General features: G+C 63.7%; 26 protein-coding genes and 3 pseudogenes. 10 read left to right on the top strand and 19 right to left on the bottom strand.

The genetic code is table 11. The annotated features are described in order from the left end of the window. Window positions 1-9: 9 nt before the first annotated feature. Entirely contained in the window at window positions 10-1,230 is a 1,221-nt protein-coding gene (locus NKI29_RS19815) for a winged helix-turn-helix domain-containing protein (protein ID WP_352621692.1), read from the bottom strand. Window positions 1,231-1,409: 179 nt separating this feature from the next. Here NKI29_RS19815 and NKI29_RS19810 point away from each other — a divergent pair, with 179 nt between their 5' ends. Continuing rightward, a complete protein-coding gene (locus NKI29_RS19810) occupies window positions 1,410-2,210 on the top strand; it encodes an SDR family NAD(P)-dependent oxidoreductase (protein ID WP_352797032.1) in 801 nt (266 codons plus the stop codon). 114 nt (window positions 2,211-2,324) lie between these two features. Here NKI29_RS19810 and NKI29_RS19805 read toward each other — a convergent pair whose 3' ends face one another. The 4 genes from NKI29_RS19805 to NKI29_RS19790 are packed head-to-tail and all read right to left on the bottom strand — an operon-like array spanning window position 2,325 to window position 4,722. Further along, window positions 2,325-2,750, bottom strand: coding sequence for a DUF1178 family protein (locus NKI29_RS19805; protein ID WP_352696735.1), 426 nt, complete (start codon window positions 2,748-2,750; stop codon window positions 2,325-2,327). Further along, window positions 2,747-3,613: a carbon-nitrogen hydrolase family protein gene (locus tag NKI29_RS19800; RefSeq protein ID WP_352696737.1), complete on the bottom strand. Its 867-nt coding sequence runs from the start codon at window positions 3,611-3,613 to the stop codon at window positions 2,747-2,749. Before NKI29_RS19800 ends, NKI29_RS19805 begins: the two co-directional genes overlap by 4 nt. Window positions 3,614-3,623: 10 nt before the next feature. Further along, the gene (gene grxC / locus NKI29_RS19795) at window positions 3,624-3,893 is read right to left on the bottom strand and encodes a glutaredoxin 3 (protein WP_352491813.1); all 270 of its coding nucleotides are present in this window, start codon (window positions 3,891-3,893) and stop codon (window positions 3,624-3,626) included. A 28-nt stretch (window positions 3,894-3,921) separates the two neighbouring features. Beyond that, window positions 3,922-4,722: a ComF family protein gene (locus NKI29_RS19790; RefSeq protein WP_352570523.1), complete on the bottom strand. Its 801-nt coding sequence runs from the start codon at window positions 4,720-4,722 to the stop codon at window positions 3,922-3,924. Between the two features lie 54 nt (window positions 4,723-4,776). Here NKI29_RS19790 and NKI29_RS19785 point away from each other — a divergent pair, with 54 nt between their 5' ends. Continuing rightward, window positions 4,777-5,649, top strand: coding sequence for a methyltransferase domain-containing protein (locus NKI29_RS19785; RefSeq protein WP_352577157.1), 873 nt, complete (start codon window positions 4,777-4,779; stop codon window positions 5,647-5,649). 50 nt (window positions 5,650-5,699) lie between these two features. Here NKI29_RS19785 and NKI29_RS19780 read toward each other — a convergent pair whose 3' ends face one another. From NKI29_RS19780 to argJ, 7 genes and pseudogenes are all read right to left on the bottom strand, one after another. Continuing rightward, the gene (locus tag NKI29_RS19780) at window positions 5,700-5,879 is read right to left on the bottom strand and encodes a Flp family type IVb pilin (protein ID WP_352453066.1); all 180 of its coding nucleotides are present in this window, start codon (window positions 5,877-5,879) and stop codon (window positions 5,700-5,702) included. A gap of 143 nt (window positions 5,880-6,022) precedes the next feature. After that, entirely contained in the window at window positions 6,023-6,337 is a 315-nt protein-coding gene (locus tag NKI29_RS19775; RefSeq protein WP_352646616.1) for a DUF6678 family protein, read from the bottom strand. Window positions 6,338-6,348: 11 nt separating this feature from the next. Next, a pseudogene (locus tag NKI29_RS19770) lies at window positions 6,349-7,100 on the bottom strand (IS5 family transposase). A 113-nt stretch (window positions 7,101-7,213) separates the two neighbouring features. After that, window positions 7,214-7,519 carry a hypothetical protein gene (locus tag NKI29_RS19765; RefSeq protein ID WP_023677980.1) on the bottom strand — a complete coding sequence of 102 codons (306 nt, stop codon included), beginning with the start codon at window positions 7,517-7,519 and terminating at the stop codon, window positions 7,214-7,216. Window positions 7,520-7,646: 127 nt separating this feature from the next. Then, the gene (locus NKI29_RS19760) at window positions 7,647-8,069 is read right to left on the bottom strand and encodes a (deoxy)nucleoside triphosphate pyrophosphohydrolase (RefSeq protein WP_023677979.1); all 423 of its coding nucleotides are present in this window, start codon (window positions 8,067-8,069) and stop codon (window positions 7,647-7,649) included. Continuing rightward, window positions 8,066-8,845 carry a GNAT family N-acetyltransferase gene (locus tag NKI29_RS19755; RefSeq protein WP_352570524.1) on the bottom strand — a complete coding sequence of 260 codons (780 nt, stop codon included), beginning with the start codon at window positions 8,843-8,845 and terminating at the stop codon, window positions 8,066-8,068. The genes NKI29_RS19760 and NKI29_RS19755 overlap by 4 nt, the downstream gene beginning before the upstream one ends. Next, window positions 8,845-10,086, bottom strand: coding sequence for a bifunctional glutamate N-acetyltransferase/amino-acid acetyltransferase ArgJ (gene argJ, locus NKI29_RS19750; RefSeq protein WP_352696739.1), 1,242 nt, complete (start codon window positions 10,084-10,086; stop codon window positions 8,845-8,847). Before argJ ends, NKI29_RS19755 begins: the two co-directional genes overlap by 1 nt. A 180-nt stretch (window positions 10,087-10,266) precedes the next feature. Here argJ and NKI29_RS19745 point away from each other — a divergent pair, with 180 nt between their 5' ends. Then, complete coding sequence (locus tag NKI29_RS19745; RefSeq protein ID WP_352696741.1) at window positions 10,267-11,493, top strand: caspase family protein; 1,227 nt, start codon at window positions 10,267-10,269, stop codon at window positions 11,491-11,493. A 3-nt stretch (window positions 11,494-11,496) separates the two neighbouring features. Here the strand turns inward: NKI29_RS19745 and NKI29_RS19740 are convergent, their stop codons facing one another. Beyond that, entirely contained in the window at window positions 11,497-11,733 is a 237-nt protein-coding gene (locus NKI29_RS19740; RefSeq protein ID WP_352456657.1) for a putative antibiotic biosynthesis monooxygenase, read from the bottom strand. A 110-nt stretch (window positions 11,734-11,843) separates the two neighbouring features. On the opposite strand from NKI29_RS19740, the gene NKI29_RS19735 reads away from it, so the two are divergent. Beyond that, window positions 11,844-12,500 (top strand): TetR/AcrR family transcriptional regulator, encoded by a 657-nt coding sequence (locus NKI29_RS19735; RefSeq protein ID WP_352797049.1) that lies wholly within the window; start codon window positions 11,844-11,846, stop codon window positions 12,498-12,500. Window positions 12,501-12,543: 43 nt separating this feature from the next. On the opposite strand, the gene NKI29_RS19730 is transcribed toward NKI29_RS19735, so the two are convergent. Then, the gene (locus NKI29_RS19730) at window positions 12,544-13,461 is read right to left on the bottom strand and encodes a peptidylprolyl isomerase (RefSeq protein ID WP_352797031.1); all 918 of its coding nucleotides are present in this window, start codon (window positions 13,459-13,461) and stop codon (window positions 12,544-12,546) included. A 252-nt stretch (window positions 13,462-13,713) separates the two neighbouring features. On the opposite strand from NKI29_RS19730, the gene secA reads away from it, so the two are divergent. Next, window positions 13,714-16,446, top strand: a complete 2,733-nt coding sequence (gene secA / locus NKI29_RS19725; protein ID WP_352754564.1) for a preprotein translocase subunit SecA — start codon at window positions 13,714-13,716, stop codon at window positions 16,444-16,446. Between the two features lie 287 nt (window positions 16,447-16,733). On the opposite strand, the pseudogene NKI29_RS19720 reads toward secA, so the two are convergent. From NKI29_RS19720 to NKI29_RS19705, 4 genes and pseudogenes are all read right to left on the bottom strand, one after another. Continuing rightward, a pseudogene (locus tag NKI29_RS19720) lies at window positions 16,734-17,485 on the bottom strand (NAD(P)-dependent oxidoreductase). Window positions 17,486-17,701: 216 nt separating this feature from the next. Beyond that, window positions 17,702-17,857 (bottom strand): hypothetical protein, encoded by a 156-nt coding sequence (locus NKI29_RS19715; protein ID WP_352456661.1) that lies wholly within the window; start codon window positions 17,855-17,857, stop codon window positions 17,702-17,704. A 48-nt stretch (window positions 17,858-17,905) separates the two neighbouring features. Further along, window positions 17,906-18,063: pseudogene (locus NKI29_RS19710) on the bottom strand (IS1380-like element ISCARN79 family transposase); the annotation flags it as partial. Between the two features lie 53 nt (window positions 18,064-18,116). After that, entirely contained in the window at window positions 18,117-18,302 is a 186-nt protein-coding gene (locus tag NKI29_RS19705; protein WP_352456662.1) for a hypothetical protein, read from the bottom strand. Window positions 18,303-18,571: 269 nt separating this feature from the next. Between NKI29_RS19705 and NKI29_RS19700 the strand changes: the two genes are divergently transcribed. The 5 genes from NKI29_RS19700 (at window position 18,572) to NKI29_RS19680 (ending at window position 23,145) form a co-directional block, all read left to right on the top strand. Beyond that, complete coding sequence (locus NKI29_RS19700) at window positions 18,572-19,972, top strand: lipopolysaccharide biosynthesis protein (protein ID WP_352570532.1); 1,401 nt, start codon at window positions 18,572-18,574, stop codon at window positions 19,970-19,972. After that, on the top strand, window positions 19,972-21,252 hold the full coding sequence (locus NKI29_RS19695) for a GNAT family N-acetyltransferase (RefSeq protein ID WP_352570533.1): 1,281 nt from the start codon (window positions 19,972-19,974) through the stop codon (window positions 21,250-21,252). Before NKI29_RS19700 ends, NKI29_RS19695 begins: the two co-directional genes overlap by 1 nt. Before the next feature lie 209 nt (window positions 21,253-21,461). Further along, on the top strand, window positions 21,462-22,070 hold the full coding sequence (locus NKI29_RS19690) for a hypothetical protein (protein ID WP_352570534.1): 609 nt from the start codon (window positions 21,462-21,464) through the stop codon (window positions 22,068-22,070). Between the two features lie 209 nt (window positions 22,071-22,279). Beyond that, window positions 22,280-22,756 (top strand): hypothetical protein, encoded by a 477-nt coding sequence (locus tag NKI29_RS19685; RefSeq protein ID WP_352570535.1) that lies wholly within the window; start codon window positions 22,280-22,282, stop codon window positions 22,754-22,756. A gap of 182 nt (window positions 22,757-22,938) precedes the next feature. Further along, window positions 22,939-23,145, top strand: a complete 207-nt coding sequence (locus NKI29_RS19680; protein ID WP_023677964.1) for a hypothetical protein — start codon at window positions 22,939-22,941, stop codon at window positions 23,143-23,145. A gap of 94 nt (window positions 23,146-23,239) precedes the next feature. Here the strand turns inward: NKI29_RS19680 and NKI29_RS19675 are convergent, their stop codons facing one another. Then, the gene (locus NKI29_RS19675; RefSeq protein WP_352696755.1) at window positions 23,240-23,965 is read right to left on the bottom strand and encodes an SDR family NAD(P)-dependent oxidoreductase; all 726 of its coding nucleotides are present in this window, start codon (window positions 23,963-23,965) and stop codon (window positions 23,240-23,242) included. Window positions 23,966-23,992: the final 27 nt, after the last annotated feature.

Here is a 23,992-nt window from a genome sequence, read left to right as displayed (position 1 = left end):
GATTCCATCCTAGTAGCCCGGCAGTGGGCCGGGGAGTAACAAGATTGTCGGGAAACCCGTCAGCGGCGGGGTCATCCAGCGACGCGCCCGTCCGCGGCCGAACGACTGCACCTTGCCGGCCTGGGCGAGCTGCTCGAGCGCTCGCTGCACGGTACGCGAACTGGCTCCAAGCGCAATCGACAGGGCCGAACTCGACCAAGACTCGCCGTCGGCGAGGAAGGCGAGCACGGCGGCATGCTCTTCTTCGACGGGTGGCGCCAGCACGACGACCTCACCTGCGCGGCGCGGGGCCAGCGCAAAGCCCCGCTTCGTCGCGCTCACATCCGCCAAGCTCCGAAGCTCCGCGCGAAGCCGCCCGACTTCGACCCGTAACCGTGCGCGATGTGATTCGTCCGCGTCCTTTCCGCGGAAAGCGCGCGCAATGAGCGTCGATCTTGCCACGTCCCCCGGCCAGGCTTCGGCCAGCGCGCGGGCCAGCGCGAACAGCACCGGGCGGGTCGCCAGCGAGACGACCGTGTCTGCGACCCGCACGACATTGCGGCATGCATCCACCACGAGCGCCCCCGACGCCAGGAGCGCTTCGACTTCGTCGAGCAGGAGGGGCCGTTCCCCGCCACGCGCGACAAGGCGTGCGGCCGGCGTGTCCAGCACCAGCGATGCGCTCTCCACCTCCGCGATCAGCGCGGGGATGCCGGACGCGCGCGCCGCCCGCGCCGCCAGGCCAAGCGCGGCGCGCGCAGGGCCGGTCCGCAAGCGGCGGATGGCGATGCCGGCGACAGCCAGCTCGTGGGCGGCCCGCGATGCCGGCGGCAGCGGCGAGGGATCGAAGCCGTCCAGCCTGCGCTCGGCTTCGTCGAGATGGCCGATCAGCAGCAGGCGCCGAACGTCGAGGTTGCGCGCATGCGCGGCGTTGACGCGGTCGCCATGCTTTTCAAGCGTCGCCCGTGCGGCGTCGAGTGCCTTGGCCGGCCAGGTAAGGTCGCGCGAGACGAGCGCGATCTCGGCCTCGGCGACGATACACCGCGCGCGGGCCACGGCCTCCCTCGGGCTGAATGCGCGCGCCGCCCTCTTGAGGAGAACCTTCGCCCGAACCAGGTCGCCAAGCTGCGCCATCGCGATACCGCGCAACGCCAGTGCCGGCGCATCGTCGCGCAGCGCAACCCGCTTCAAGGCGCCGAGCGGATCGCCCGCCGCGAGCGCATGCGCCGCCGCCGTGATCAGCGAGTCCATCGGAATCCCGTCACACTTGTCACTCCCACGGCTTCGACATCCGGCGCTAAGTCCATCTCACTAACCAGTCGTATCGACAACGGTGACTGTAGCCAACCTGAGTTGCGGCGCGCCAACCTTGAGTCGCGGCTAGATTGTGCACTAGCTCGAACGCAACGATAAGCACTAGGAGAGACGCAATGAAGATCGAAGGTTCAACCATCCTGGTGACTGGAGCCAATCGGGGCATCGGTCGGGCACTGGTCGAGGAAGCCCTGAGCAGAGGCGTAAAGCGCGTCTATGCCGCAACCCGCCAAGCCATGGCCCACCCGGACCGGCGTGTGACGTCCCTGACCATGGATGTGACCAACGCTGCGCAGATCCGGGAGGCGGTCGAGAAGATCGATGCCCTCGATATCCTCATCAACAACGCCGGCGTATCGCCCTTCGATGACCTCAGCGACCGTCGTGTGCTCGAACAACAGCTCGCCGTAAACCTCTTCGGCTCGTACGACGTTACCCAGGCTCTGCTGCCGTTGCTGGCCCGGTCGCGGGGAGCCATCGTCAACATTCTGTCGCTGGCCTCGATTGCCGCCGTGCCGTTCAGTCCGGCTTACTCGATCTCGAAGGCGGCCTCGTTCTCGCTGTCGCAGTCGTTGCGCACCCTTTTGGCCGGACGGGGTGTCAGCGTCCACAGGGTCCTTCCCGGCCCGGTCGACACGGACATGACACGGGGCCTGGACATTGCGAAGGCCTCTGCGGAGTCTGTCGCGCGGGCAATCCTGAACGGCGTGGAGAACGGCGAAGAGGAAATCTTCCCCGATCCCATGTCGGAATCCCTGGCGGAGGGCTGGCGCAGCAGTGCAGTCAAGGCGCTTGAATGCCAGTTTGCAGCCTATGCGGAAGCAAGCCCGTCAAGTGAAGCAAGCCCGTCAGGCAGTGGGCATGAAAGAAGCAGCGAAACGATTGCCCGCGAGCCCCATCCTTGCTGCTCGGCCTGAAACTGTAGACGCCTGTGCGGGGGTGGCGGCATCGCCGCCCTTCGGCGCCGCCCCGACCTTCACGGCGCTGCCTGGCGAAGAGATGCCTCGCTATGTCTGGAGCAGGTTGACGGATCAGTTGCGGTCGTCGGGGAAGCTTGGAATCGGCAAGAACTCGACGCCGTCTTCGGCCAGGCTCTTGGCCTCGTCCAGCGTCGCCTCGCCATAGATGCCGCGCGGATCGCTTTCACCGAAATGGATCTTGCGCGCTTCCTCGGCGAATTTGTCGCCGACATAGTCGGCATTCTCGCGCACCTTGTCGGCCATGGCCTTGAGCTGCGCCAGCGCCTGCTTCTGCGCCTCGCCCATGGCCAGCGCGATGCTTTCGCGCTTGCGCCCGGTGGAGACGGCAGGCGCCATCAGCGCCTTCTCGACCTTGTGCGAGCCGCAGGCCGGGCAATCGACGAAACCGCGCCTCTTCTGGGTGTCGAAATCGTCGTTGCTGCGGAACCAGGCTTCGAATTCGTGCTCGTGCTCGCAGAGCAGGGAAAAGCGGATCAAGAGGCGGCACCCCTGAGACGCGGCGCCTCCGCCGAACCGGCGTTTACGGCAAAATCGCGTGCGTTTTTGAGATTCGGTATCTTCTTGCGCGCAGCGACTGACTGCGCCGGGTCGATCTCGGCGACGATCACCGCCGGCTCGTCATGGGCGGCTTCGGCGACGATGCGGCCCCAGGGATCGACGATCAGCGAATGGCCATAGGTTTCGCGGCCGTCCTCGTGCACGCCGCCTTGCGCGGCGGCAACCACATAGGCGCCGTTCTCGATGGCACGCGCCCTGAGCAGCACGTGCCAGTGCGCTTCGCCGGTCTGGCGGGTGAAGGCTGCGGGCACCGAGAGCAGATCGGCGCCGGCCAGCGCCTCGGCACGGAACAGCTGCGGAAAGCGTAGATCGTAGCAGACGGCAAAGCCTAGCTTCGCGCCCTCGATTTCGGTGACGACAGCCTCGGTGCCCGGCTTATAAGCGGCGGATTCGCGCCAGCTCTCGCCATTGTCGAGATCGACGTCGAACATGTGGATCTTGTCATAGACGGCAAGGATTGCGCCGTCCGGCCCGAACAAAAGCGCGCGGTTGGCGAGCTTGCCGTCGACGCGCAGAATGGCGGTCGAGCCGATATGCAGGAAGATGCCGAGCTCCTTGGCCAGCCGCCGCGACGTCGAGACGACGATGTCCTTGTCCTCGGAGGTGAAGGAAGCGGCCCGTGCCTGGCTGTCGCGGATCAGCGCGCCGGTCATTTCCGGCGTCTGGATATAGGTCGCGCCAAGGCCTGCCGCCTCGCGCACCAGCCGTTCCAGATCGACCGCATTGCGCTCCGGGCTGGTTCCCGAACGCATCTGGATCGCCGCCGCCTTGAAACCACCCATCGTCATGTCCTTATCTGGCCGAGCCGTTGGCGAGCAATTTGTCCAGCCGTCCTTCCGCCTCCAATTCGTGGAGATCGTCAGAGCCGCCGACATGCGTGTCGCCGATGAATATCTGCGGAAAGGTGGAACGGCCGTGAGCGCGGGAGATCATCTCCTGGCGCAGCTCCGGCGAGAACGAGGCGTCGTGCTCGGTGTAGGTCACACCCTTCCTGTCGAGCAGCCGCTTGGCCGCGGTGCAATAGCCGCACATCATCCGCGTGTAGATCGTCACATCGACCATCGGTCAGCAATCCTGCCTCGTTCCTAGGCTATATAGGCGCCGATTCGTCGGCCCGAAAGTCCCCCGGCAGCACACGCGCAAAGGTCAGTACGTCGACCGCGCCGGCACCGCCCTTCTTCAACGCCTTGGCGACCGCGCGGACGGTGGCGCCGGTGGTGTAGACATCGTCGATCAGCAGCACCCGGCGGCCGGCGATTTCGATCTCCGCCTCATCAGGCACTTTGAATGCGGCGCGAACATTTTCCTCGCGTTCCCGCCGCTCAAGCCCGACCTGCTGGCGCGTGAGTTTGACGCGCCTGATGGCTGATGGCGCGAAAGGCCGCTCCCCGAGCTGCGCCACCGCCCGCGCCAGTTCCGCCGACTGGTTGAACTGCCGTCGGAAGAAACGCCGCCAGTGCAGCGGCACCGGCACGACCACGTCGGCCTCGGCGATGAGCTCGGCACCGGCGCGAAGCATCCAGCGCGCCATCCACGGCGCCAGATCGGTGCGGTCCTGGTATTTCAGCCCTTGCACCATCTGGCGGGCAACGCCGGAATAGGCGACCGCCGCCCGCGCGCGCTCGAACGGCGGCGGGTCGGCTATCGCCTCCGCCGACAGGAAACCCTCACCCATATTGTGGGTGAACGGCGTGCCCATCACCGGGCACCACGGCCGTTCCAGCAGCCTGAGTTTCGGCCAGCAGGCGCCGCACAACACGCCGGGCTGCGAGACATGGCGGCGGCAGCCGGCACAGACCGGCGGGAACAAGAGGCGCGCTGGCCAGCCCAATGCCTTGCGGGCAATGCTCTTGATCGCACTACGCTTGATCTCTGGCATGGGATCGGCCACGTGGTTGGTCCTCCGCATCACTATATCAGAGAGCGAAGCACAAGGACCTGCCCATTGCAGCCTGTAATTGACACCTCGCTCTGGCTGGCGCGCAAGCGCCGGGCACTGGCCCGCCCCATCGCCGGCGCGGATTTCCTCATGCGGCGGGCGGCCGAGGATCTTGCCGACCGGCTCGGCGCCGTCGAACGCAGGTTCGGCAAGGCGGCCTCGTTGTTTTGCCAGACGCCGGCTGCAGCAGAGGTGCTCGCCGAAAGCGGCAAGGTGACGGAAAACGTGCGCGTCGAGGCCGACGCCGCTTTCCTGGGTGGCCAGCCAGGACTGTTGGCGCCGTTGGAAACCGTGCCATTCGAGCCGGAAAGCCTCGACCTCGCAGTGTCGCTGCTGTCGCTGCAGGCGATGAACGACATTCCCGGCATGCTGGTGCAGGTCCGCCGGGCGCTGAAGCCGGACGGGCTTTTCCTTGGCGCCTTCGCCGGCACAGGCACGCTCTCCGAACTGCGCGAAAGCCTGCTTGCCGCCGAGACCGAGCTCTATGGCGGCGCCAGCCCGCGTGTGATCCCGTTCACCGACGTCCGCGACGCCGGCGCACTGCTGCAGCGCGCCGGCCTGGCACTGCCGGTTGCCGACGTCGAGACGATCACGGTGCGCTACGATTCGCTATTTGGCCTGGTCGCCGACCTGCGCGCTATGGGCGAGACCAGCGCGCTTGTCGACCGCAGCAGGCGGCCGGGCACGCGAGCGCTGTTCGCGCGCGCCGCCGAAATCTATGCGGAGCGGTTTTCGGATGCCGATGGCCGCGTCAGGGCGAGTTTCTCGGTGGTCTGGATGTCAGGCTGGGCGCCCGATGCCTCTCAGCAAAAGCCGCTGAAGCCGGGCTCCGCAAAAATATCGCTGAAGACAATCCTGGAAAACCCCGGCGGCCCCTGAGCGGATCCTTGCGCAAAAGCCAAGCGTATCCCACGCAAAAGCTAAGCCGGTCACTGTGCAAAAGCGTTGGCAAGCTTGCTGCTGTTGTCGCTGAACAACCACTGAATGGCGCCGGCAGCCTGGCCAATACCCGCGACAATGGCAAGCGACAGCACGGCGACGATCAAACCATATTCGATAGCCGTCGCACCCCTCTCGTCTTCTAAAAATCGTTGCAGCAAGATTTTCATGGGCGCCATCCCTCTTGCCCGAACCTAGCGCCGACCCGTTAAGAAAGGTTAATGCGACAGGCTTAACGCGCGGTGAACCAGCTGCATTCTAGGAACCAGCTGCATTCTAGGGTCCAGACTCGATCAGGTCAGCAACGAAGACCTCATATAAACTCGGCGGCCTGACCATCCTGAAGATAACCGAACACGCGAAAGCCGTCAGGCATTTCCTCGCCGGGCACATGCACCTTCTTGAGAGCCGAGCGGACAAGTTCTCGCTGGGCGGGCGTTTCGACCTGAATGTCTAAGTGAAGGATGGATTCGTATCCGCCCTCCCTGAAGTGGTAGAACCACTCGCGGTCGGGCTGTGAGTGGTAGCCGTTTGTGGAAAGCGTGCTCCAAGATGGTGGCGGCGTGAGCGCGTACATTTCTAGCCGAAGCTCATCCCATTTTGTGTTGTTCATCGCCGGATTGAGCATTTCGTCGCCTCTCAAAGCCAGAACGAGATCATGGTAGCCAATGCCACCCCAGACAGGAAGTTGGTGGCGAGTTTGTCGTAGCGGGTGGCGATGCGGCGGAAATCCTTGAGGCGGCAGAAGGCGTTCTCGATCAAGTGTCGTCCACGGTATCGCTCTTGGTCGTAACGGATTGCTCTCTTTCGATTGCGCCGTCCCGGGATTGCCGGCGTAGTCTTTCCCTCGCGCAGTGAACGGCGCAGTCGATCCGCATCGTGGCCCTTGTCGCCCAATAGGTAGCGCATCGGGCCAGCGCGTTCGAGTAGGGCTGGCGCTGCCTTCACGTCGCTGACGTTTCCTGCCGTCAACATCAACGCGTAGGGGCGGCCGACGACGTCTGTGAGTGCATGGACCTTAGTTGTCCAACCGCCGCGCGAACGGCCGATGGCCTGCGCTTGGCGCCCCCTTTTGCGCCGAATGCCGCCCGCTGGGCTTTGACGTAGGTGCTGTCGATCGCGGTGCTTTTCGTCACTGCGCCGGCCTGAACCAGCGCATCAAGCATCTTCAGCCAGAAGCCTCGTCGCGACCAGCGGTTGAAGCGATTGTAAACCGTGGTCGAGGGACCATAATCGGCAGGACAATCACACCAGCGGCAACCCACCTTCAGCACGTGCAGGATACCCGAAATCACCCGACGATCGTCCACGCGACGCGCACCACGCTGGTTCTTGGGCAAGTGCGGCTCGATCGTTGCCCATGCTTCGTCCGATAGCCAAAACAAAGCCATACTGCTCTTCCTGATCCACACCCGCTGGTGAATCAGGAAAGCGCCCTCCCTTCAAGGGGCTGATTGGGTTTTGGCCCTAGGAAACAGCCGAATCCTGGAGATCTGTTGAGGAGTCAGCAGTCGCCGCTGCTTCTGCCATCGGCCCGTATAACGCAGACCGAACTGGGCAGCGGCTGCAGCACGCTCTTGCGTAGCGTATAGCTGTCGCGCTGGCCGATCGAGCCGGTGCTCATCGTATCAAGCCCGTCGCGGGCAAACTGCGAGCGGGTCCGGCTGTCGAGGTAGGGCGTCGCGATCAAGGCCAGAGCCACCGCGGCCGAGCCGAACAAGAGGGCGATGCGCAATATTCCCATGCCGGCATTGGCGGCGCCAGGAAGGCGGTCGGGCCAAGGCGAGTCCCAGTCCTTTTCAAGGCTCATGCAAATCGCTCCCCAGCGGTGGAATCGGCGTAACCGCCTAGCGTCAATTTTTCACGGTCAGATAAATCTTTCATTAACGCTGCTGCCAGCGCGTTGCGGCGCTGCCCGATTTACGGCAGGTCGGCCGTTACAGCAGATCGATGAGGAACTGGATCAGCGGGGCATCGGCCGGCGGCATTGGAAAATCGCGCATCTGGCGCGGCCGCACCCATTTCAGCACCTGGCCTTCCTTCGGCTGGGCAATGCCGCGGAATCGACGGCAGACGAACAGCGGCATCAGCAGGTGAAAATCATCGTAGGAATGGCTGGCGAAGGTGAGTGGCGCCAGGCAAGGGATGTCGGTTTCGATGCCGATCTCCTCGTACAATTCGCGGATCAGGCATTGTTCCGGCGTCTCACCGGGCTCGACCTTGCCGCCCGGAAACTCCCACAGGCCGGCGAGTTGCTTGCCTTCGGGCCGCTGCGCCAAAAGCACGCGCCCGTCGGCATCGACCAGCGCGCAGGCCGCGACCAGGAGCAGGCGTTTGCCGATCGTATCCAAGCCGCTCATGCGCCGGGTGGCCGGCGATAGCGATAGCGATAGACTTCGTCGAATCCGAGCGAACGGTAGAGCGCCAGCGCCGGCGCGTTGTCAGCCTCGACCTGCAGCCAGGCTTCCCGCGCCCCGCGCAGCCGCGCCCATTTCAGCGCCGACCGGATGAGATGGCGGCCATGGCCCTGGTTGCGCACCGACCTGTCGGTGGCAATCTCGAACAGGCCGGCAAGGTCGCCGTCATGCACGCAGATCAACGTTGCCAGCGGTTCGCTGCCGGCCTCCAGCGCAAACAGCCCGGCCTCCGGCTGGATGGCGCCGATGATCTCCGACAGGCCCGGCCGCAGCGACACATCCGAGCCGCTCACCTTGAGCGCCGCGCCGATGAAACGGCTGATGTCCTTCAACGGAATCTGGTCCATGGCGTCGTCGAGCGTGGCGTCCGCCAGCGGCAGCCGCATGACCAGCGACTCCGCGAATATGCTCCAGCCCTCGCCGTCGAGGTACTTCGAAAGATCCGGCCCCGACAGCGGCGAGATGCGAAAGGTCAGCGGCCTGCCATAGGCGTCGAACCGACGGCTGGCGCGACCGATGCGCTCGGCAATGTGCTGGATGTCGCCCGGATCGAGCGGATTGACCGAATTCAGCCGCTTGGCCGGATGGCCGGCCGTCAGCCGCACCACCCAGGTGCCGTCATAATGGACGGCGGCCGCCGGCCAGGCGCGAAATCCGGCCGCCTCATAGCGGCGCACGATCGCCAACACGCTTGCCGGATGTCTGGAAGCCAACGCCATCAGCTCCGATAATCGCCGTTTATGGCGACATATTCCTTGGTGAGATCGCAGGTCCACACCGTCGCCTTGCCGCGGCCGATGCCGATATCGGCGCGGATGCGGATCTCGTCGCGCTTCATATACGCCGAAGTCGCCTCCTCGGAATAGGCGGCGTCGCGCTCGCCCTGATAGGCCAGGCGGTTGTCGCCGAACCAGATCGACAGAAGGTCGCGGTCGGCCGGTTCGCCGGCCTTGCCGACGGCCATGACGACGCGGCCCCAATTGGCGTCCTCGCCGGCGACTGCCGTCTTGACCAGCGGCGAATTGGCGATCGACAGCGCGATGCGCTTGGCCGAGCGGGCCGATTTGGCCCCGGTGACGGTGACCTCGACCTGCTTGCGGGCGCCCTCGCCGTCGCGCACCACCTGCAGTGCCAGCGATTTCAGCACCTTGCCGAGGGCACGGCGGAAGGCGCCGAGGCGCGCATCCTTGGGGTCGGAAATTGCCGGCGCGCCGCGCCTGGCGGCAGCACCCGTGGCGAACATCAGCAGCGTGTCGCTGGTCGAGGTGTCACTATCGACGGTAACCGCGTTGAAGGTCTTGGCCGTACCGCGCGACAGGAGGTCCTGCAGCACGGGTGCTGCGATCGGCGCATCGGTGGCGATGAAGGAAAGCATCGTCGCCATGTCGGGCGCGATCATCCCGGCGCCCTTGGCGATACCGTTGATGGTGACGTCGGCATCGCCGAGCTTGACCGTCGCGGTCGCCAGTTTGGGATAGGTGTCGGTAGTCATGATCGCCTTGGCGGCGTCGGTCCACAATTCCGGCTTGCCGTCCTTGACCAGCGCGGCCAGCAGATGGCTGAACTTGCCGGCGTCGAGCGGCTCGCCGATCACGCCGGTCGAGGCCAGGAACACCTCGCCCGCTGTGCAGTCGGCCGCTTTCGCCGCCACCTCGCCCGTGAGTGCGGTCGAGGCGCGGCCCTTCTGGCCGGTAAAGGCATTGGCGTTGCCGGAATTGACGACCAGCACGCGCGCCTTGCCCGCCGTGAGGTTCTGCCGGCAGAAGTCGACCGGCGCCGACGGGCATTTCGACCTGGTGAACACGCCGGCGACCGTGGTGCCGGCGTCGAACACCATGGCCAGCAGGTCGGTACGGTTCTTGTATTTTATGCCGGCCTCGGCGGTGGCGATGCGCACGCCCTCGATGGCCGGCATCTTGGCATATTTCTTCGGCGCGAGTGGCGAAACCTGTGTGGACATGGAAGACCCCGGGCGGGAAAAATCGCGAAAGGAACGCCGGTTTGCCCGATAGCACGCGCCGGCGCAAGGCGTATTCACAGCCATTACGGGTGCCGGACGCCTGACACCTGCCGCGGCAGCAAGCAGGCTGTTGCAAATTTGTTGGTGTCGCTGCGACCGATAGCGCTATGATCCTGCCCCATGGGCAGGCTTGTGGTCTTGGCACTGGCGTTTCTGGGCTTTCTGCTGCTGCGGGCGGATGCGCAGACGGCGCGGCGCGTGGCGCTTGTGGTCGGCAACGGCAGCTACGCCGAAGCCGGCACGCTGGCCAATCCCGTCAACGATGCGCTCGACATCGCCGACAAGCTGCGCGCCGTCGGTTTCGAGGTGATCGAAGGCAACGATCTCGGCAAGCGCGAGCTCGAACGCAAGATCGGCGAATTCTCCGATGCGCTGCAAGGCGCCGGTGCCGGGCTGTTCTACTATGCCGGCCATGGCCTGCAAGTCGACGGGCGCAACTTCATCGTGCCGGTCGACGCCAGGCTGGACATGCCGGTCAAGCTGCAGCTCGAGGCGGTGCCGATCGACGAGGTCCTCGACATCATGGAGCAGCAGACCAAAGTCAGCCTGGTCTTTCTCGATGCCTGCCGCAACAACCCGTTTGCCCGAAGCCTCAGCCGCAGCGCCACGACGCGCTCGGCGACGGCTCTCGCCGGCCTCGCCCAGTTCGAATCGACGCGCGGCTCGTTCATCGCCTTCTCGACGGCGCCCGGCGCTGTCGCAATGGACGGGACGGGGCGCAACTCGCCCTTTGCGGCGGCACTTTTGCGGCATATGGCCGAGCCCGGACAGAGCATCAACGACATGATGATCGCGGTGCGCCGCGACGTCGTTTCTGCAACGCGCGAGGCGCAGCGTCCCTGGGAGCAGGGGTCGCTGCTCGAGCGTTTCGAATTCGTTCCGGGCGCAGACACTGCCCAGCAACCGAAACCGGCCGTCAGCCCGGCTCCCGCGTCGCAGGTGGCTGCGCTCGAACGCTCCGTCGGCGACGAGGGTGCCATCGAAAAATTCTTGCGCGAAAACTATCTGGCGCCTGATGCCAGGAGAATGCGCGAAACCGTCAAGCGGCTTTACGGTTCGTCGGCCACCATCTACGGCACGCGCTACGACAGCGAGGCGATCGTCAAGGTCAAGACCGACTGGTTCGCGCAATGGGCATCGTGGTCGTTCGGTCTCGAACCCGGCAGCCTTGAGGTGACGCCGCACGGCCAGGACCGTGCCGACGTGGTTTTCGCCATGCGCTACGACTATGTGCCGAAAGACAAATCGGCGCAGCGGCTGACCGGCAAGGCGCGGGTGACGCTGGAACTCGTGCTGGCCGATGGCGCGTGGCGCATTGCCTCGGAAACGTCGCAAGCGCTGGAATGAACATCAGCGGACCGCTGGGTTGATGAACCCGCGAAACGCCCGCTGCACGCCCGGAATCAGCCCCCAGATCATGATCGAGACCATCAGCGGCGCGATGACCAGCGTGCGCTGCCAGATTTGCCATTCCTGCGTCAGCGGAAAAACCACGTACAAAATGGCAGTGATCAGCGGATACACGCCGAGCAGCACCAGCAGGGCGAAGCGCAGGCGCGAAAAACGCGTGGCGGCGGTCGAGGTCATTGGCGTTCTCCTCATCGTTACGGAACGTTCCGTTACATATAAAACGGATCGTTCCGTTTCGTCAAGAGTTGTATATGATGGCTGCTGAACTCACGGGTAAGGAAGAAGAGATGGGCGAAATCACCGATCCCGGGCGCAAGTCGGCTGGCGCACGGCGCAGCCCGGAAAGCGCCGATGCCATTCTCGATGCCGCCGAGGCGGTACTGGTCGAAGCCGGCTATTCCGGCTTCTCGATCGAGGCGGTGGCGCGCCGCGCACGCGCCGGAAAACCGACGATCTATCGCTGGTGGCCAAGCAAGGCCGCCTTGCTGCTCGACGTTTACCAGCGGCAAAAGCGGGTCGACAATCCCGATACCGGGAGCCTTGCGGAGGATCTCGTCGGCTTCCTGAAGAGCTTGTTCGCGCATTGGCGCGACACGTCGTCGGGCAGCGTGTTCCGATCGCTGATTGCCGAAGCGCAGTCGGATGAAAACGCGTCCGCCGCCCTTGCCGAATACGCAAGAGGGCGTCGTGTCCATACCGGCCAGATGGTCGAACGCGCCAGGGCAAGGGGAGAAATAGCTGCCGACGTCGATGCCACTGTCGTCGCCGACCTGATTGCCTCGTTCGCCTGGACGCATCTTCTGACGAACCGCCTGGACGAGGACGAAGCGACGCTGCGCAGGGCGGTCGGCTATGTCTTGAAAGGCATCGTCGCTGACGATGCCGGCGACGCCACGGCGGTCCGGCGGCGACGTCGACGCATCATCGCTCGCCCTACCAAATAGAAGCGACAGGGCGGCAGCGCGCCCTGTCGTAGCCCAATCTGGCCTATTTGGCGCTTTCCAGCGCGTCGACCGTCTTCTTCAGGTTCGCATCGGGGATGTCGACCTTGGCGTTGGCGCGCAGCGACTTGACCAGCGCGAAATACTTGTCGCGGATGACCGCCTGGCGCGCCTGGTCCTTGACCTGGTCGAAGGCCGGCGGCTGCTTGGTGCGCTTGTCCTCGACCTTGATGACATGCCAGCCGAACTGTGACTGCACCGGCTGGTCGGTATATTTGCCGACCGCCAGTGCAAACACCGCCTTGTCGAATTCCGGCACCATCTGGCCAGGTCCGAACCAGCCGAGATCGCCGCCGCTGGTCTTGCCGCTCGGATCGCTGGTGTGCTCGTTGGCAAGCTTCTGGAAATCGGCGCCGCCGTCGAGCTGCTTGATGATGGCGTCTGCCTCTTCCTTCGTCTTCACGAGGATGTGACGGGCGTGCACCTCATTGGTGGGCGGCGTGTTGGCGATTTCCTGGTCGTAGCGGGCGCGGACCTCGGCATCGGTAACCTTGTCGACGACGCCCTTCTCGACCATTTCGCCATGCAGCGCGCGCTGGTGCAGGAATGCCATGCGGCGCTGGAAGTCGGGGTCCTTGTCGAGGCCGGTGGTCACCGCCTGAGCCGCCATGACGCGGATTTCGATCGCCGCCGACAGCGCCGCGGCGCGGCGCTGCTCGGGCGGAAGCTGCGCGAACTGCTGCGACAGCTCGCCCTCGGCAAGCCCAAGGTCTGCCTCGGTCAGCGTCTGGCCGTTGACGGTGGCGACCACGGCGTTCGGATCGACCGGCTTGGCCGCCGGAGCGGGTGCTGCCGGCTGGGCAGGGGCGGCTTCCTGCGCCATCAGCGGCGACAGCGAGAGGGCCGATAGCCCGAATGCCAGACCAAGGCTGGCGAGCGACGCGCGGCGGAACAATACTGACATTACGATTATCTCCAAAGCGGGGTAGCTAGAGCGGAATGGCTTCCAGACCAGCAGGATTGTGGCGGAATTTGGCGCGGTCGACAGGGCGAGCGCGGCGTTGACATCGAATGAGCCCCCTCTTATCTGTCCAACGACTTTGCGTCCAGAACCGTTTTCCGGGCGCTTTTTGCGTTTGTCCGCGTTCACGTGGAGTTGATGGGGCCGGCCGGCGCCTGTCGCAATGACTTGGAATGCTATCGAAAGGGCCATTGGATGGTCAGTCTCGGCGGTCTCGCCCGTAAGGTTTTCGGCTCCTCCAACGATCGTCGGGTCAAATCGACCCGGCCGCGCGTCGAGGCGATCAATGCCATGGAAAACGAGATGCGGGCGCTTTCCGACGCCGAGCTTCAGGCCCGCACCGACAAATTCCGCCAGGACATCGCCAACGGCGCCAGTCTCGACGACCTCCTGGTGCCGGCCTTCGCCACCGTGCGCGAGGCCGCCCGCCGCGTGCTCGGCATGCGGCCGTTCGACGTGCAGCTGATCGGCGGCATGGTGCTGCACACTGGCGGCATTGCCGAGATGCGCACCGGCGAAGGCAAGACGCTGGTGGCGACGCTGCCGGTCTATCTCAACGCGCTCGCCGGCAATGGCGTCCATGTCGTCACCGTCAACGATTATCTGGCCACGCGCGACTCCGAATGGATGGGCCGCGTCTACAAATTCCTCGGCCTTAAGGTCGGCGTTATCGTCCATGGCCTGTCCGACGAGGAGCGCCGCGTCGCCTACGCCGCCGACGTCACCTACGCCACCAACAACGAGCTCGGCTTCGACTATCTGCGCGACAACATGAAATACGAGCGCGCCCAGATGGTGCAGCGCGGCCACAGCTACGCCATCGTCGACGAGGTCGATTCCATCCTGGTCGACGAAGCCCGCACGCCGCTGATCATTTCCGGTCCGCTCGAGGACCGTTCGGAAATGTACAACACCATCGACACCTTCATCATCCAGCTACAGCCGCAGGACTACGAGATCGACGAGAAGCAGAAGACGTCGATCTTCACCGAGGAAGGCACCGAGAAGCTGGAGAACATGCTGCGCGATGCCGGCCTGCTCAAGGGCGAGTCGCTCTACGACGTCGAGAACGTCGCCATCGTCCACCACGTCAACAACGCGCTGAAGGCGCACCGGCTGTTCCAGCGGGACAAGGACTACATCGTACGCAACGGCGAGATTGTCATCATCGACGAGTTCACCGGCCGCATGATGCCCGGCCGCCGCTATTCGGAGGGCCTGCACCAGGCGCTCGAAGCCAAGGAGCATGTGGCGATCCAGCCGGAGAACCAGACGCTCGCCTCGGTCACCTTCCAGAACTATTTCCGCCTCTACAAGAAGCTCGCCGGCATGACCGGCACGGCGCTGACCGAGGCCGAGGAATTCGCCAACATCTACAATCTCGACGTCACCGAGATCCCGACCAACCTGCCGGTCATCCGCATTGACGAAGACGACGAGGTCTACCGGACGGTCGAGGAGAAATACAAGGCGATCGTCAAGGAGATCAAGGAAGCCCGCGCCAAGGGCCAGCCGACGCTGGTCGGCACGACTTCCATCGAGAAGTCCGAGCAGCTGGCCGAACGCCTGCGCAAGGAAGGTTTTAAGGATTTCGAGGTGCTGAACGCCCGCCACCACGAGCGCGAGGCGGCGATCGTCGCCCAGGCCGGCAAGCCCGGCGCCATCACCATTGCCACCAACATGGCCGGCCGCGGCACCGACATCCAGCTCGGCGGCAATGCCGACATGCGCATCGCCGACGAGCTTGGCGACATGCCGGCCGGCCCCGAGCGCGAAGCCAAGGAAAAGGAAATCCGCGACGACATCGCCCGGCTGAAGGAAAAGGCGCTCGCCGCCGGCGGCCTCTACGTGCTGGCCACCGAACGCCATGAATCGCGCCGCATCGACAACCAGTTGCGCGGCCGCTCGGGCCGCCAGGGCGATCCCGGCCGGTCGAAATTCTTCCTGTCGCTGCAGGACGACCTGATGCGCATCTTCGGTTCCGAGCGCATGGACGGCATGCTGCAGAAGCTCGGCCTCAAGGAAGACGAGGCGATCATCCATCCGTGGATCAACAAGGCGCTGGAAAAGGCGCAGAAGAAGGTCGAGGCGCGCAACTTCGACATCCGCAAGAACCTGCTGAAATATGACGATGTCTCGAACGACCAGCGCAAGGTGGTGTTCGAGCAGCGCATCGAGCTGATGGACGGCGAGGGCCTGTCCGAAACCATCACAGAGATGCGCGAAGGCGTCATCGAGGAGATCGTCGCCAAGAACATTCCCGAAAACGCCTATGCCGAGCAGTGGAACGTCGCCGGCCTCAAGGCCGAGATCGCCGAATTCCTCAATCTCGATCTGCCGGTCGAGAACTGGGTCAAGGAAGAAGGCATCGCCGAGGACGACATCCGCGAGCGCGTCAGCCAGGCCGCCGAGGCCGCCGCCAAGGAACGCGCCGAGCGCTTCGGCCCCGACGTGATGACCTATGTCGAGCGCTCGGTGGTGCTGCAGACGCTCGACCATCTGTGGCGCGAGCACATCGTCAATCTCGACCATCTGCGCTCGGTCGTCGGCTTCCGCGGCTATGCGCAGCGCGATCCGCTGCAGGAGTACAAGGGCGAAGCGTTCGAGCTGTTCCAGGCGATGCTGGGCAATCTGCGCCAGGCCGTCACCGCGCAATTGATGCGCGTCGAGCTGGTCCGCCAGGCGGCCGATGCGCCGCCGCCCGAGGCGCCCGACATGTTCGGCAGCCACATCGACGGCTTCACCGGCGAAGACGATTTCGAAGGCGGCGAGACGGCCGTGCTGGTCCGCCAGGAGACCAACGCCATCGTCGCCCCCGAAGACCGCGATCCGAAGAACCCGGCAAGCTGGGGCAAGGTCGGCCGCAACGAAGCTTGCCCGTGTGGGTCGGGCAAGAAATACAAGCACTGCCACGGGGCGTTTGCGTAAGCGCCTACTTTCCTTCTCCCGTCATACGGGGAGAAGGTGCCCGAAAGGGCGATGAGGGGCAGCAGAGGCGTTGGCGACTAGTCGATCTCCCCATTTGAGGGGGAGATGGCCGGCAGGCCACAGGGGGCGCTGTCCCGCCGACACCAAAATACGCATTTCGAATTTTCTGTATCTCGACCGTCGGTGGTGTTTCAGTTTGAAATCTAATAGCCGGGTGACGCACGCGCTGATGTCCGCGCTTCATGAAGATCGGAACTTGCTAAAGTGGGTAAAGACACTACTTCGATTCAATAACCCCGTTCGAGGTCGATCTTGTTGGACAGAGGCTCTCCTCTTGCGACTTGACCGCAGAGATCTGCGGCCTGGTCGATTCCAGAATCCACCCAGAAGCTCGCGACATGAGGTGTGACGGTCACCTTGGGATGAGTCCACAACGGCGATGAAGCCTCCAGCGGTTCACGCTCAAACACGTCAAGACAAGCACCAGAAAGCTGACCTTCGTCGAGAGCGCGGATCAGGTCGGCTTCGTTGACATGCGCGCCCCTGCCGACATTCACAAGGTAGGCACCTCGCTTCATTTTTCCAAAGGCACTCGAGTCCCACGAGTGTCACCAGTCAGGGGAAGTGAACAGATAACGTAGTCCCGACTTGTGAATGCGTCCGCAAGCTGGGCACGGCCAAAGTAACTGTGTATACCAGGAAGCGTCTTTTGATGACGAGACCAGACTGCTGTGTCGTAGCCCAAGTCCGCAAACAGCTTTGCGGCCCAGCCACCGATCCGGCCCGCACCCAGCACAACTATTCTTGTCTCGGAGATCTTCCGCGGCGCGATCGGATTCCACAACTTGCGGGCTTGTAGACTAATGTAATCCGCAACATGCCGTTGCTGGCAGAGAACGCGAAGGACGATGTACTGCACCACTTCCGAAGCCTGCTCACGCGTTGCGAGCCTGATGAGCGGAACACTCTTGGGAAAGCTCTGAAGATCAATACCCTCGACACCAGCTCCCAAATAGACGACGGCGCTTAGCCCCGTCATGGCATCAAAAAAGCCAGGACTGGCGCCCTTGTCGATCAGCACAATATCTATGTCACTTTTGTTCCCGGCGTCTGGCCAAAGCCTGAACTCCAGCTGCGGCACACGGGTTTTCAGCTCAGCAGCCCACACTTGTGCATCAATGTAGTCAGGATACTCATTGACCATCAGAACGGTAATGGGCTCGCCTAACACTTCGCCCCTCCCAGATTCAGGTAATCAGGCATCCACCGGATTACCGGTCTGTTGAGACTGAGGTTTGCGCAAACTGGCACCAGTTGCAAGACCAGACCCGGCAAAAATGGCGTTGGTGATCGGCCAAAGTCGTGATGTCTGCCCGCTGCTGGCCGAGGATGTCGATTTCGCTTTCTTCAAGGCATAGTTCTCCCCTGGTTTTGCTGAAACGCATGACAACCGGGCCGGTCACGCCGGTGATGGATAGGGCGATGGCCGGAGTTCCGCGATCAGCCGCAGGATGTCGGGGAAGAGTTGCCTCGGGATAGCGACCTCCGCATCTGGAAGGCGACATAACACCCATGGCTGATAACCTCGGCACCGATCTTGATGAGCTTGTTTGTGAGCTGGTAAGTGGTGGCAGAACATCCTTCCTGGCCTTTAGGTCCGGTTGGCATTCCTAGTTCTCCGCATGGCTAAAGACGACAGCGCCGTTGTCCTTACGAACTTCAACGGACACGATTCCATCGTCACCCTTTCGGGTTTGGAACATGGAGGTTGCATGATCTTTCGCGGTCTTCTCCTCGTCGAAGATCACCTTGTCGACGATGCCCTGCCTTCCATACCAGATGACAGTGTAGACCATTGTTGCTGCCATGCGTTCCGCTAAGCATATAGGCGTTTTGGCATATGGGGCAAACGAGATAGGCGTTTCCGCGTATTTCAAACTGAGACACTACCGAGCAGGGTGAAGGGTTGCGCGAATGATGAATATGAAGCAGCGCACCCGCCCCTCATCCGCCTGCCGGCGCCTTCTCCCCGAGACGGGGCGAAGGAAAGCCCACCCAACCGTTTCTTAATGTGTCTCCGCTACACCAACACCCTGTAAATTGGCGGAAAACGGAGAGTATCGGGGTGCGCTTTTCCGCGGCGACGACAGCCGGGCGGTTCTTGCCGCAGCGCCTTGCGCTGCGCATAAGGCCGCTGCTTGGCCTGATCGATGCCGTCCTGTTCAGCGCCGGCGCGCGCGGCGAGGCCGGCCGCATGTCGCTGATCGCCTTTTCGGTCCGCATCGTCAGCGCCGTCATCGCCTTCGTCAGCCAGGTTTTGATGGCGCGCTGGATGGGGTCGTTCGAATACGGCATTTTCGTGCTCGTGTGGGTGACGATGGTCATCGTCGGCAATCTCGCCTGCCTCGGCTTCCACACCTCGATCATCCGCTTCATCCCGGAATATCGCGAGCGCGGCATGCTGGCCGAACTGCGCGGCATCGTGCGGGCCAGCCGGCTGTTCGTGCTGGTTGCTTCAACGGTGATCGCCGGCCTCGGCGCGCTCGGCGTCTGGCTACTGTCGCCCTTTATCGAGAACTATTATGTCGTGCCGTTCATCCTCGGCATCATCTGCCTGCCGATGATCGCCATGTCCGACCTGCTGCAAGGGCTGGCGCGGGCCAATTCCTGGGCGCTGTTTGCGCTGTCGCCGACATTCCTGGTGCGGCCGCTGCTGATCCTGGCGTTCATGGCGCTGATGCTGCTGGCGGGCTACGCGCCCGACGCCAGAACGGCGATCTTCGCCGCGATCGCCGCCACCTACGCCACCACGCTCGGTCAGCTCGTCGGCGTCACCTCGCGCATCGACAAAAGAATTCCGGCCGGGCCGATGAAGCTGCATTTCGGCCAATGGTTCATCGTCTCGCTGCCGATCTTCCTGGTCGAGAGCTTCTTCTTCCTGCTCACCAATGCCGACGTGCTGATGGTCGGCGCCTATCTCGATCCCAACGACGTCGCCGTCTATTTCGCCACCGTCAAGACGCTGGCGCTAGTGCATTTCGTCTATTTCGCGGTCAAGGCCGGCGTCGCCCAGCGCTATGCGCAGTTCACCCATGGCGAGCCGCACAGGCTCGCCGCCTTCGCCCGCGAAACCGTGTCGTGGACCTTCTGGCCGTCGCTGGCGATGGCGCTGCTCGTGCTGGCCCTAGGCGAGCCGATGCTGACCCTGTTCGGCCCGGAATTTTCCGCCGGCTATCCGCTGCTGTTCCTGCTGGTGTTCGGCGTCGTCGCGCGGGCCGCCGTCGGCCCTTGCGAAAGCCTGCTCACCATGAGCGGCAACCAGAACATCTGTGCCGCTGTCTATGCTATGACGCTGGCCTTCAACATCGCGCTTAGCGTCGTGCTGATCCCGCTCTTCGGTCTGTGGGGCGCGGCGATGGCCACCGTCTTCGCCATGATCTTCGAGGCCGGCGCGCTGTCCTTTACGGTCTGGCGCAAGCTCGGCATCGCCATGGTCATTTTCGTGCCCGCCAAAGGAGCTGCCTGATGGCTGCCGTCCCCTTGCTCGAGGAAACCAGCGGCGGCCCGGCCGGCGCCATGGTGTCCGGCCTTGCCGGGCTTGCCCGCGAAGCCGATCCCGCCCATGTCGAGATCCTCGCCAACAACCGGCCCGAGCGCAAGCTTGCCATCTATCCGGCCTCCGCCGGCTTCGACCTGGTCGAGGAGCTCGACTATCTCTGTACCCGCACGATCGAGCCCAACGTCTTCTTCAATCCGCGCTTCCTGGCGCCGGCCATGCCCAGGCTCGAGGACCGCGAGGTGCGGCTGGCCGTCATCCGGGACGGCGACCAGTATCGCAACCGGCTGCGCCTGCTGGTGCCGTTCTCGGTCGAGCGACCGGTGGTGCCGCTCGGGGTTCCCGTCATGCGCACCTGGTCGAGCCCGTTCGGCCCGATCGGCACGCCGTTGGTCGACCGCGACGATCCGATCGGTGTCATCGAGGATTTCTTCGCGATGCTGTCGAGGCCGCATCTCAAGCTGCCGAAGGTCTTCGTGCTGCCCGACATAAGGCTGGATGGCCCGGTGGCGAACCTGCTCGCCAGCGTCGCCGAAACGCGCGGCCTGACGCTGGTCACCACCGGCAAGGCCGAGCGCCCGGTGCTCGAAAGCGAGCTCGATGGCGAGGAATATCTGAAAGCTTCGCTGCGCGCGCACCATTATCGCGAGTTCCGCCGCCTGAAGCGCCGCCTCGCCGACCTCGGCCGGCTGCAGCATGTCGTGGCGCGCGGGCCTGACGAGATCCGCCACGCCATCGAAAATTTCCTGACGCTGGAGGCTGCCGGCTGGAAAGGCCGCGAGCGCACTGCCATGGCGATCGACCGCTACCGCGCCGCCTTCGCCCGCGAGGCGGTGCACCGGCTGGCCGAGCAGGATCTCTGCCGCATCCATTCGCTGACGCTCGACGGCCGCACCATTGCCTGCCTGGTCGTCTTCGTCGAGGCCGGCGTCGCCTACACCTGGAAGACCGCCTATGACGAGACGCTCGCCGCCTATTCGCCGGGCACGCTGCTGATGATCGAGGTGACCAGGCAGCATCTCGACGACCCCAACATCATGATGACCGATTCCTGCGCGGTGCCCGACCATCCGGTGATGAGCCGGCTGTGGAGCGAACGCAAGCCGATGGGCACGCTGGTGATCGGGCTGACGCCGGATGCCGACCGCCCCGCCCGCCAGGCGGCGTCGCAGCTTCACCTCTACCGTGAAACCCGCAACATGGCGCGCCTGCTGCGCAACCGGATGAGGAGCCTGCTGCGCCGGCGCTAGTGCATCGGTCCAAAGCGGGCCCGGCCGTCCGTCTCCGCACCGTCGGCCCGCTCGGGCCTAGGTCGTCAGGGTTAATTCTCCCGATCAGCGGAAAGGATTAGCATCGACGCAGTCCCAACCGGGATGAGGCGATCAATTACGGCCGCGCGTCCAGCATCACTGCCGCCTCGGTCCTGCACGGCCAGAAGAAAAAAATCTGGGAGGAATGCATGATGAAAACAACTCACCTCAGGCGTGTCGGTATCCTCACCTTGGCAGGTCTCATTGGCGCGTGGCTGAACGCCGCCACTCCTCGGGCGGCCGAACCCGACAAAGCCGAGATCGATGCCCTGCGTAAATCGCTGTCCAGGTATGAAGACTACAAGGTTGCCATTCGCGAGCTTTATCTATCGACGGTAGGATGCGTCTTCTACAGCGGCGAAAAGGTAGAGGGGGCGATGGACTACCCGAAGGGCGCGATGGGCATCCATTTCGTCAACGTCACGACTGTCGGCCCGACCGCGGATCCGACGCGCCCCAATGTGCTGATCTATGAGCCGGTCGGCGGCGAATTGCGCCTGGTCGGCGCGGAATGGCTCGTGCCCTTGACGCCGGACACAAAGGAGCCGCCGAAGCTCTTCGGCCAGACATTCCAGGGGCCGATGGAGGGGCATTACCCGCTCATCCCGAAGGAGTTCCACCACTACGACCTTCACGCCTGGCTGTTCAAGGACAACCCGCTCGGAATGTTCAGCCCGACGAACCCGGACGTGAAATGCGACAACTATCCGTTTCCGATGCCTGAGCAGCCGACCAAGATGGTGCCGGGGCCAATGTAATAGCGGCCGGGCTGCGATCCGAGCTTGCGAGGAAAGGCAGCCGGACTTCAATGGCGTTATCCCAGAGGACGCTTCTGGGATAACGTCCAACCAAAAGTCCGTTCCCGGAACTTCGGACTCGTTTTGCCGTTTGGCAACGACGGCACGAGACTGCCGCGAATTCACGAAGGCGTTCCAAGGAGCCGACCCGCGAAACGACGGAGGACCAAGTGAAAAGTCTGATCCAGACAGGATTGTCCGCAGCCGGTTCGGGTACGATCGTCAGCTTCGCCACGACAGCTGCGCTGGCCCTGCTTGCAAGGCGGGAAGGCAAAGGCGCCCTGCAGCCCACGAATGCGACCAGCCACTGGCTCTACGGCGAACAGGCCGCGTCCGTGCGGCGCGGTGACGTGGCGCACACGCTCGTCGGCTATGGCACGCATCACGCTTCCTCCATCTTCTGGGCATTCCTTTTCGAACTATGGCTCGCCTCGAGGCCGCCGCGTCCGTCGCTTCTGATATTTCGCGATGCGTTGGCGGCAGCGGCCATTGCCGCGGCAACAGATTATGGCTTCGTGCCGAAGCGGTTGACGCCAGGTTGGGAGACGGTGCTGCCGAAGCGATCTATCGCGGCGACTTTTGCGGTGATGGCGGTCGGTCTAGCGATGGGCGGCATGATCAACAAGGAATTGCGCCGGCAGCATTAGGGACAGGGATTTGAGACAGATGCTTCGCACGGCGCGTTCACATCATCGCGACGGGCGGATCGTCGCGCTCGTCCCATTCTGCGGCATCTCCACCTCATCGGGAACCTTTCTCAAGGGACATGGTTCCGAATGTGCGGCGAAAGCGTGCTGCTCATTCCTGCTATCGCCAAGGAGATTCGACCATGAAGCTTCGCGAGTTGTTGGATCAAGTAAAGGACCTGCCGCCGGACACCTTGGTCTGTGCCGCCGAAATCGATGAAGCCTTTGCAGTCAACGTTGTTGGCGTTGAAGCTGTCGAGAGCGCCAGAATCCAAAGCCGCAAACCGGATGGCACCGAAGCTGTCGAACTCGCTAACGGGACCGACAAAGTCATCGTGATCCGCTGGTGAAAACCGGGGAAGTTGCGTTCAACAGCATGATGTTCCGCTCCACTGTGGGGTGCTGAATTGCGAATGCTGGCAGCGTATCGATGGCGGCGGTCGCCTATGGCTTGGCGGGCATGGCTTGGACGAAAGCCGCCATCTGGCGTTCGAGCGCTTTGAACGCGCTGCCGCGCCAGCTCTCGGCCATGGAGGCCGATTTCGGATCAGGGAAGATTTCCTCCTCCCCTCGCGCCATGCCGTCCAGGATACCTTTCGCGACGCTCTCCGCGGAGCTCTTCGGTATATCGGCGTCTCTGCTCATGTCGGTGTCTATGGGACCGGACAGGACTGCATGAACGCTCACGCCACGAGCGCCGGCGAGAGCACGCAGCGATTGCGTCATGGAAAACGCGGCGGCCTTCGATAGTGAGTAAGACGGAATAATCGGGAAGGGAACGAGAGCCGCTTCCGACAGGATGTTGACCACGGCGCCGCGCGAATTCGTGAGCAGCGGCAGGAATGCGTGGGTTACGCCATGCACGCCGAGCAGGTTGACGGCGAGGTGTCGCTCGAGCGCAGCACGATCGCCAAGATCGTCGTAGAGCCCGATGCCGGCGTTGTTGATGAGGATATCGAGAGACCCGATCCGCTCGACAGCCGCCCCAATCTGCACCGCATCGGTCACGTCCAGGATCAGCGGCGTGACGCGCCGATCCGCGTGGGCGAGCGGTTTGCGCGCGCCGGCATAGACGCGCTTGGCACCCCGCCTCAATATTTCCTCGACCAGCGCCTTGCCGAGGCCGCGATTGGCCCCGGTCACGAGAACGGCTTTGTTTGTGACTTCCATCGATTTCGGCACGGCGATCTCTCTTCC

This window comes from Mesorhizobium sp. M0678 (assembly GCF_040320505.1).
Taxonomy (GTDB): domain Bacteria; phylum Pseudomonadota; class Alphaproteobacteria; order Rhizobiales; family Rhizobiaceae; genus Mesorhizobium.
Note: the sequence above shows the minus strand (reverse complement) of the source record. Positions and strands in the feature narration are given on the sequence as shown.

Coding starts and splice junctions, on each gene's coding strand:
- NKI29_RS19815 (WP_352621692.1), bottom strand. CDS start 1,230: ATGGACTCGCTGATCACGGCGGCGGCGCATGCGCTCGCGGCGGGCGAT.
- NKI29_RS19810 (WP_352797032.1), top strand. CDS start 1,410: ATGAAGATCGAAGGTTCAACCATCCTGGTGACTGGAGCCAATCGGGGC.
- NKI29_RS19800 (WP_352696737.1), bottom strand. CDS start 3,613: ATGGGTGGTTTCAAGGCGGCGGCGATCCAGATGCGTTCGGGAACCAGC.
- grxC (WP_352491813.1), bottom strand. CDS start 3,893: ATGGTCGATGTGACGATCTACACGCGGATGATGTGCGGCTATTGCACC.
- NKI29_RS19780 (WP_352453066.1), bottom strand. CDS start 5,879: ATGAAAATCTTGCTGCAACGATTTTTAGAAGACGAGAGGGGTGCGACG.
- NKI29_RS19775 (WP_352646616.1), bottom strand. CDS start 6,337: ATGCTCAATCCGGCGATGAACAACACAAAATGGGATGAGCTTCGGCTA.
- NKI29_RS19765 (WP_023677980.1), bottom strand. CDS start 7,519: ATGAGCCTTGAAAAGGACTGGGACTCGCCTTGGCCCGACCGCCTTCCT.
- NKI29_RS19760 (WP_023677979.1), bottom strand. CDS start 8,069: ATGAGCGGCTTGGATACGATCGGCAAACGCCTGCTCCTGGTCGCGGCC.
- NKI29_RS19755 (WP_352570524.1), bottom strand. CDS start 8,845: ATGGCGTTGGCTTCCAGACATCCGGCAAGCGTGTTGGCGATCGTGCGC.
- argJ (WP_352696739.1), bottom strand. CDS start 10,086: ATGTCCACACAGGTTTCGCCACTCGCGCCGAAGAAATATGCCAAGATG.
- NKI29_RS19745 (WP_352696741.1), top strand. CDS start 10,267: ATGGGCAGGCTTGTGGTCTTGGCACTGGCGTTTCTGGGCTTTCTGCTG.
- NKI29_RS19740 (WP_352456657.1), bottom strand. CDS start 11,733: ATGACCTCGACCGCCGCCACGCGTTTTTCGCGCCTGCGCTTCGCCCTG.
- NKI29_RS19735 (WP_352797049.1), top strand. CDS start 11,844: ATGGGCGAAATCACCGATCCCGGGCGCAAGTCGGCTGGCGCACGGCGC.
- NKI29_RS19730 (WP_352797031.1), bottom strand. CDS start 13,461: ATGTCAGTATTGTTCCGCCGCGCGTCGCTCGCCAGCCTTGGTCTGGCA.
- secA (WP_352754564.1), top strand. CDS start 13,714: ATGGTCAGTCTCGGCGGTCTCGCCCGTAAGGTTTTCGGCTCCTCCAAC.
- NKI29_RS19705 (WP_352456662.1), bottom strand. CDS start 18,302: ATGGTCTACACTGTCATCTGGTATGGAAGGCAGGGCATCGTCGACAAG.
- NKI29_RS19695 (WP_352570533.1), top strand. CDS start 19,972: ATGGCTGCCGTCCCCTTGCTCGAGGAAACCAGCGGCGGCCCGGCCGGC.
- NKI29_RS19690 (WP_352570534.1), top strand. CDS start 21,462: ATGATGAAAACAACTCACCTCAGGCGTGTCGGTATCCTCACCTTGGCA.
- NKI29_RS19680 (WP_023677964.1), top strand. CDS start 22,939: ATGAAGCTTCGCGAGTTGTTGGATCAAGTAAAGGACCTGCCGCCGGAC.
- NKI29_RS19675 (WP_352696755.1), bottom strand. CDS start 23,965: ATGGAAGTCACAAACAAAGCCGTTCTCGTGACCGGGGCCAATCGCGGC.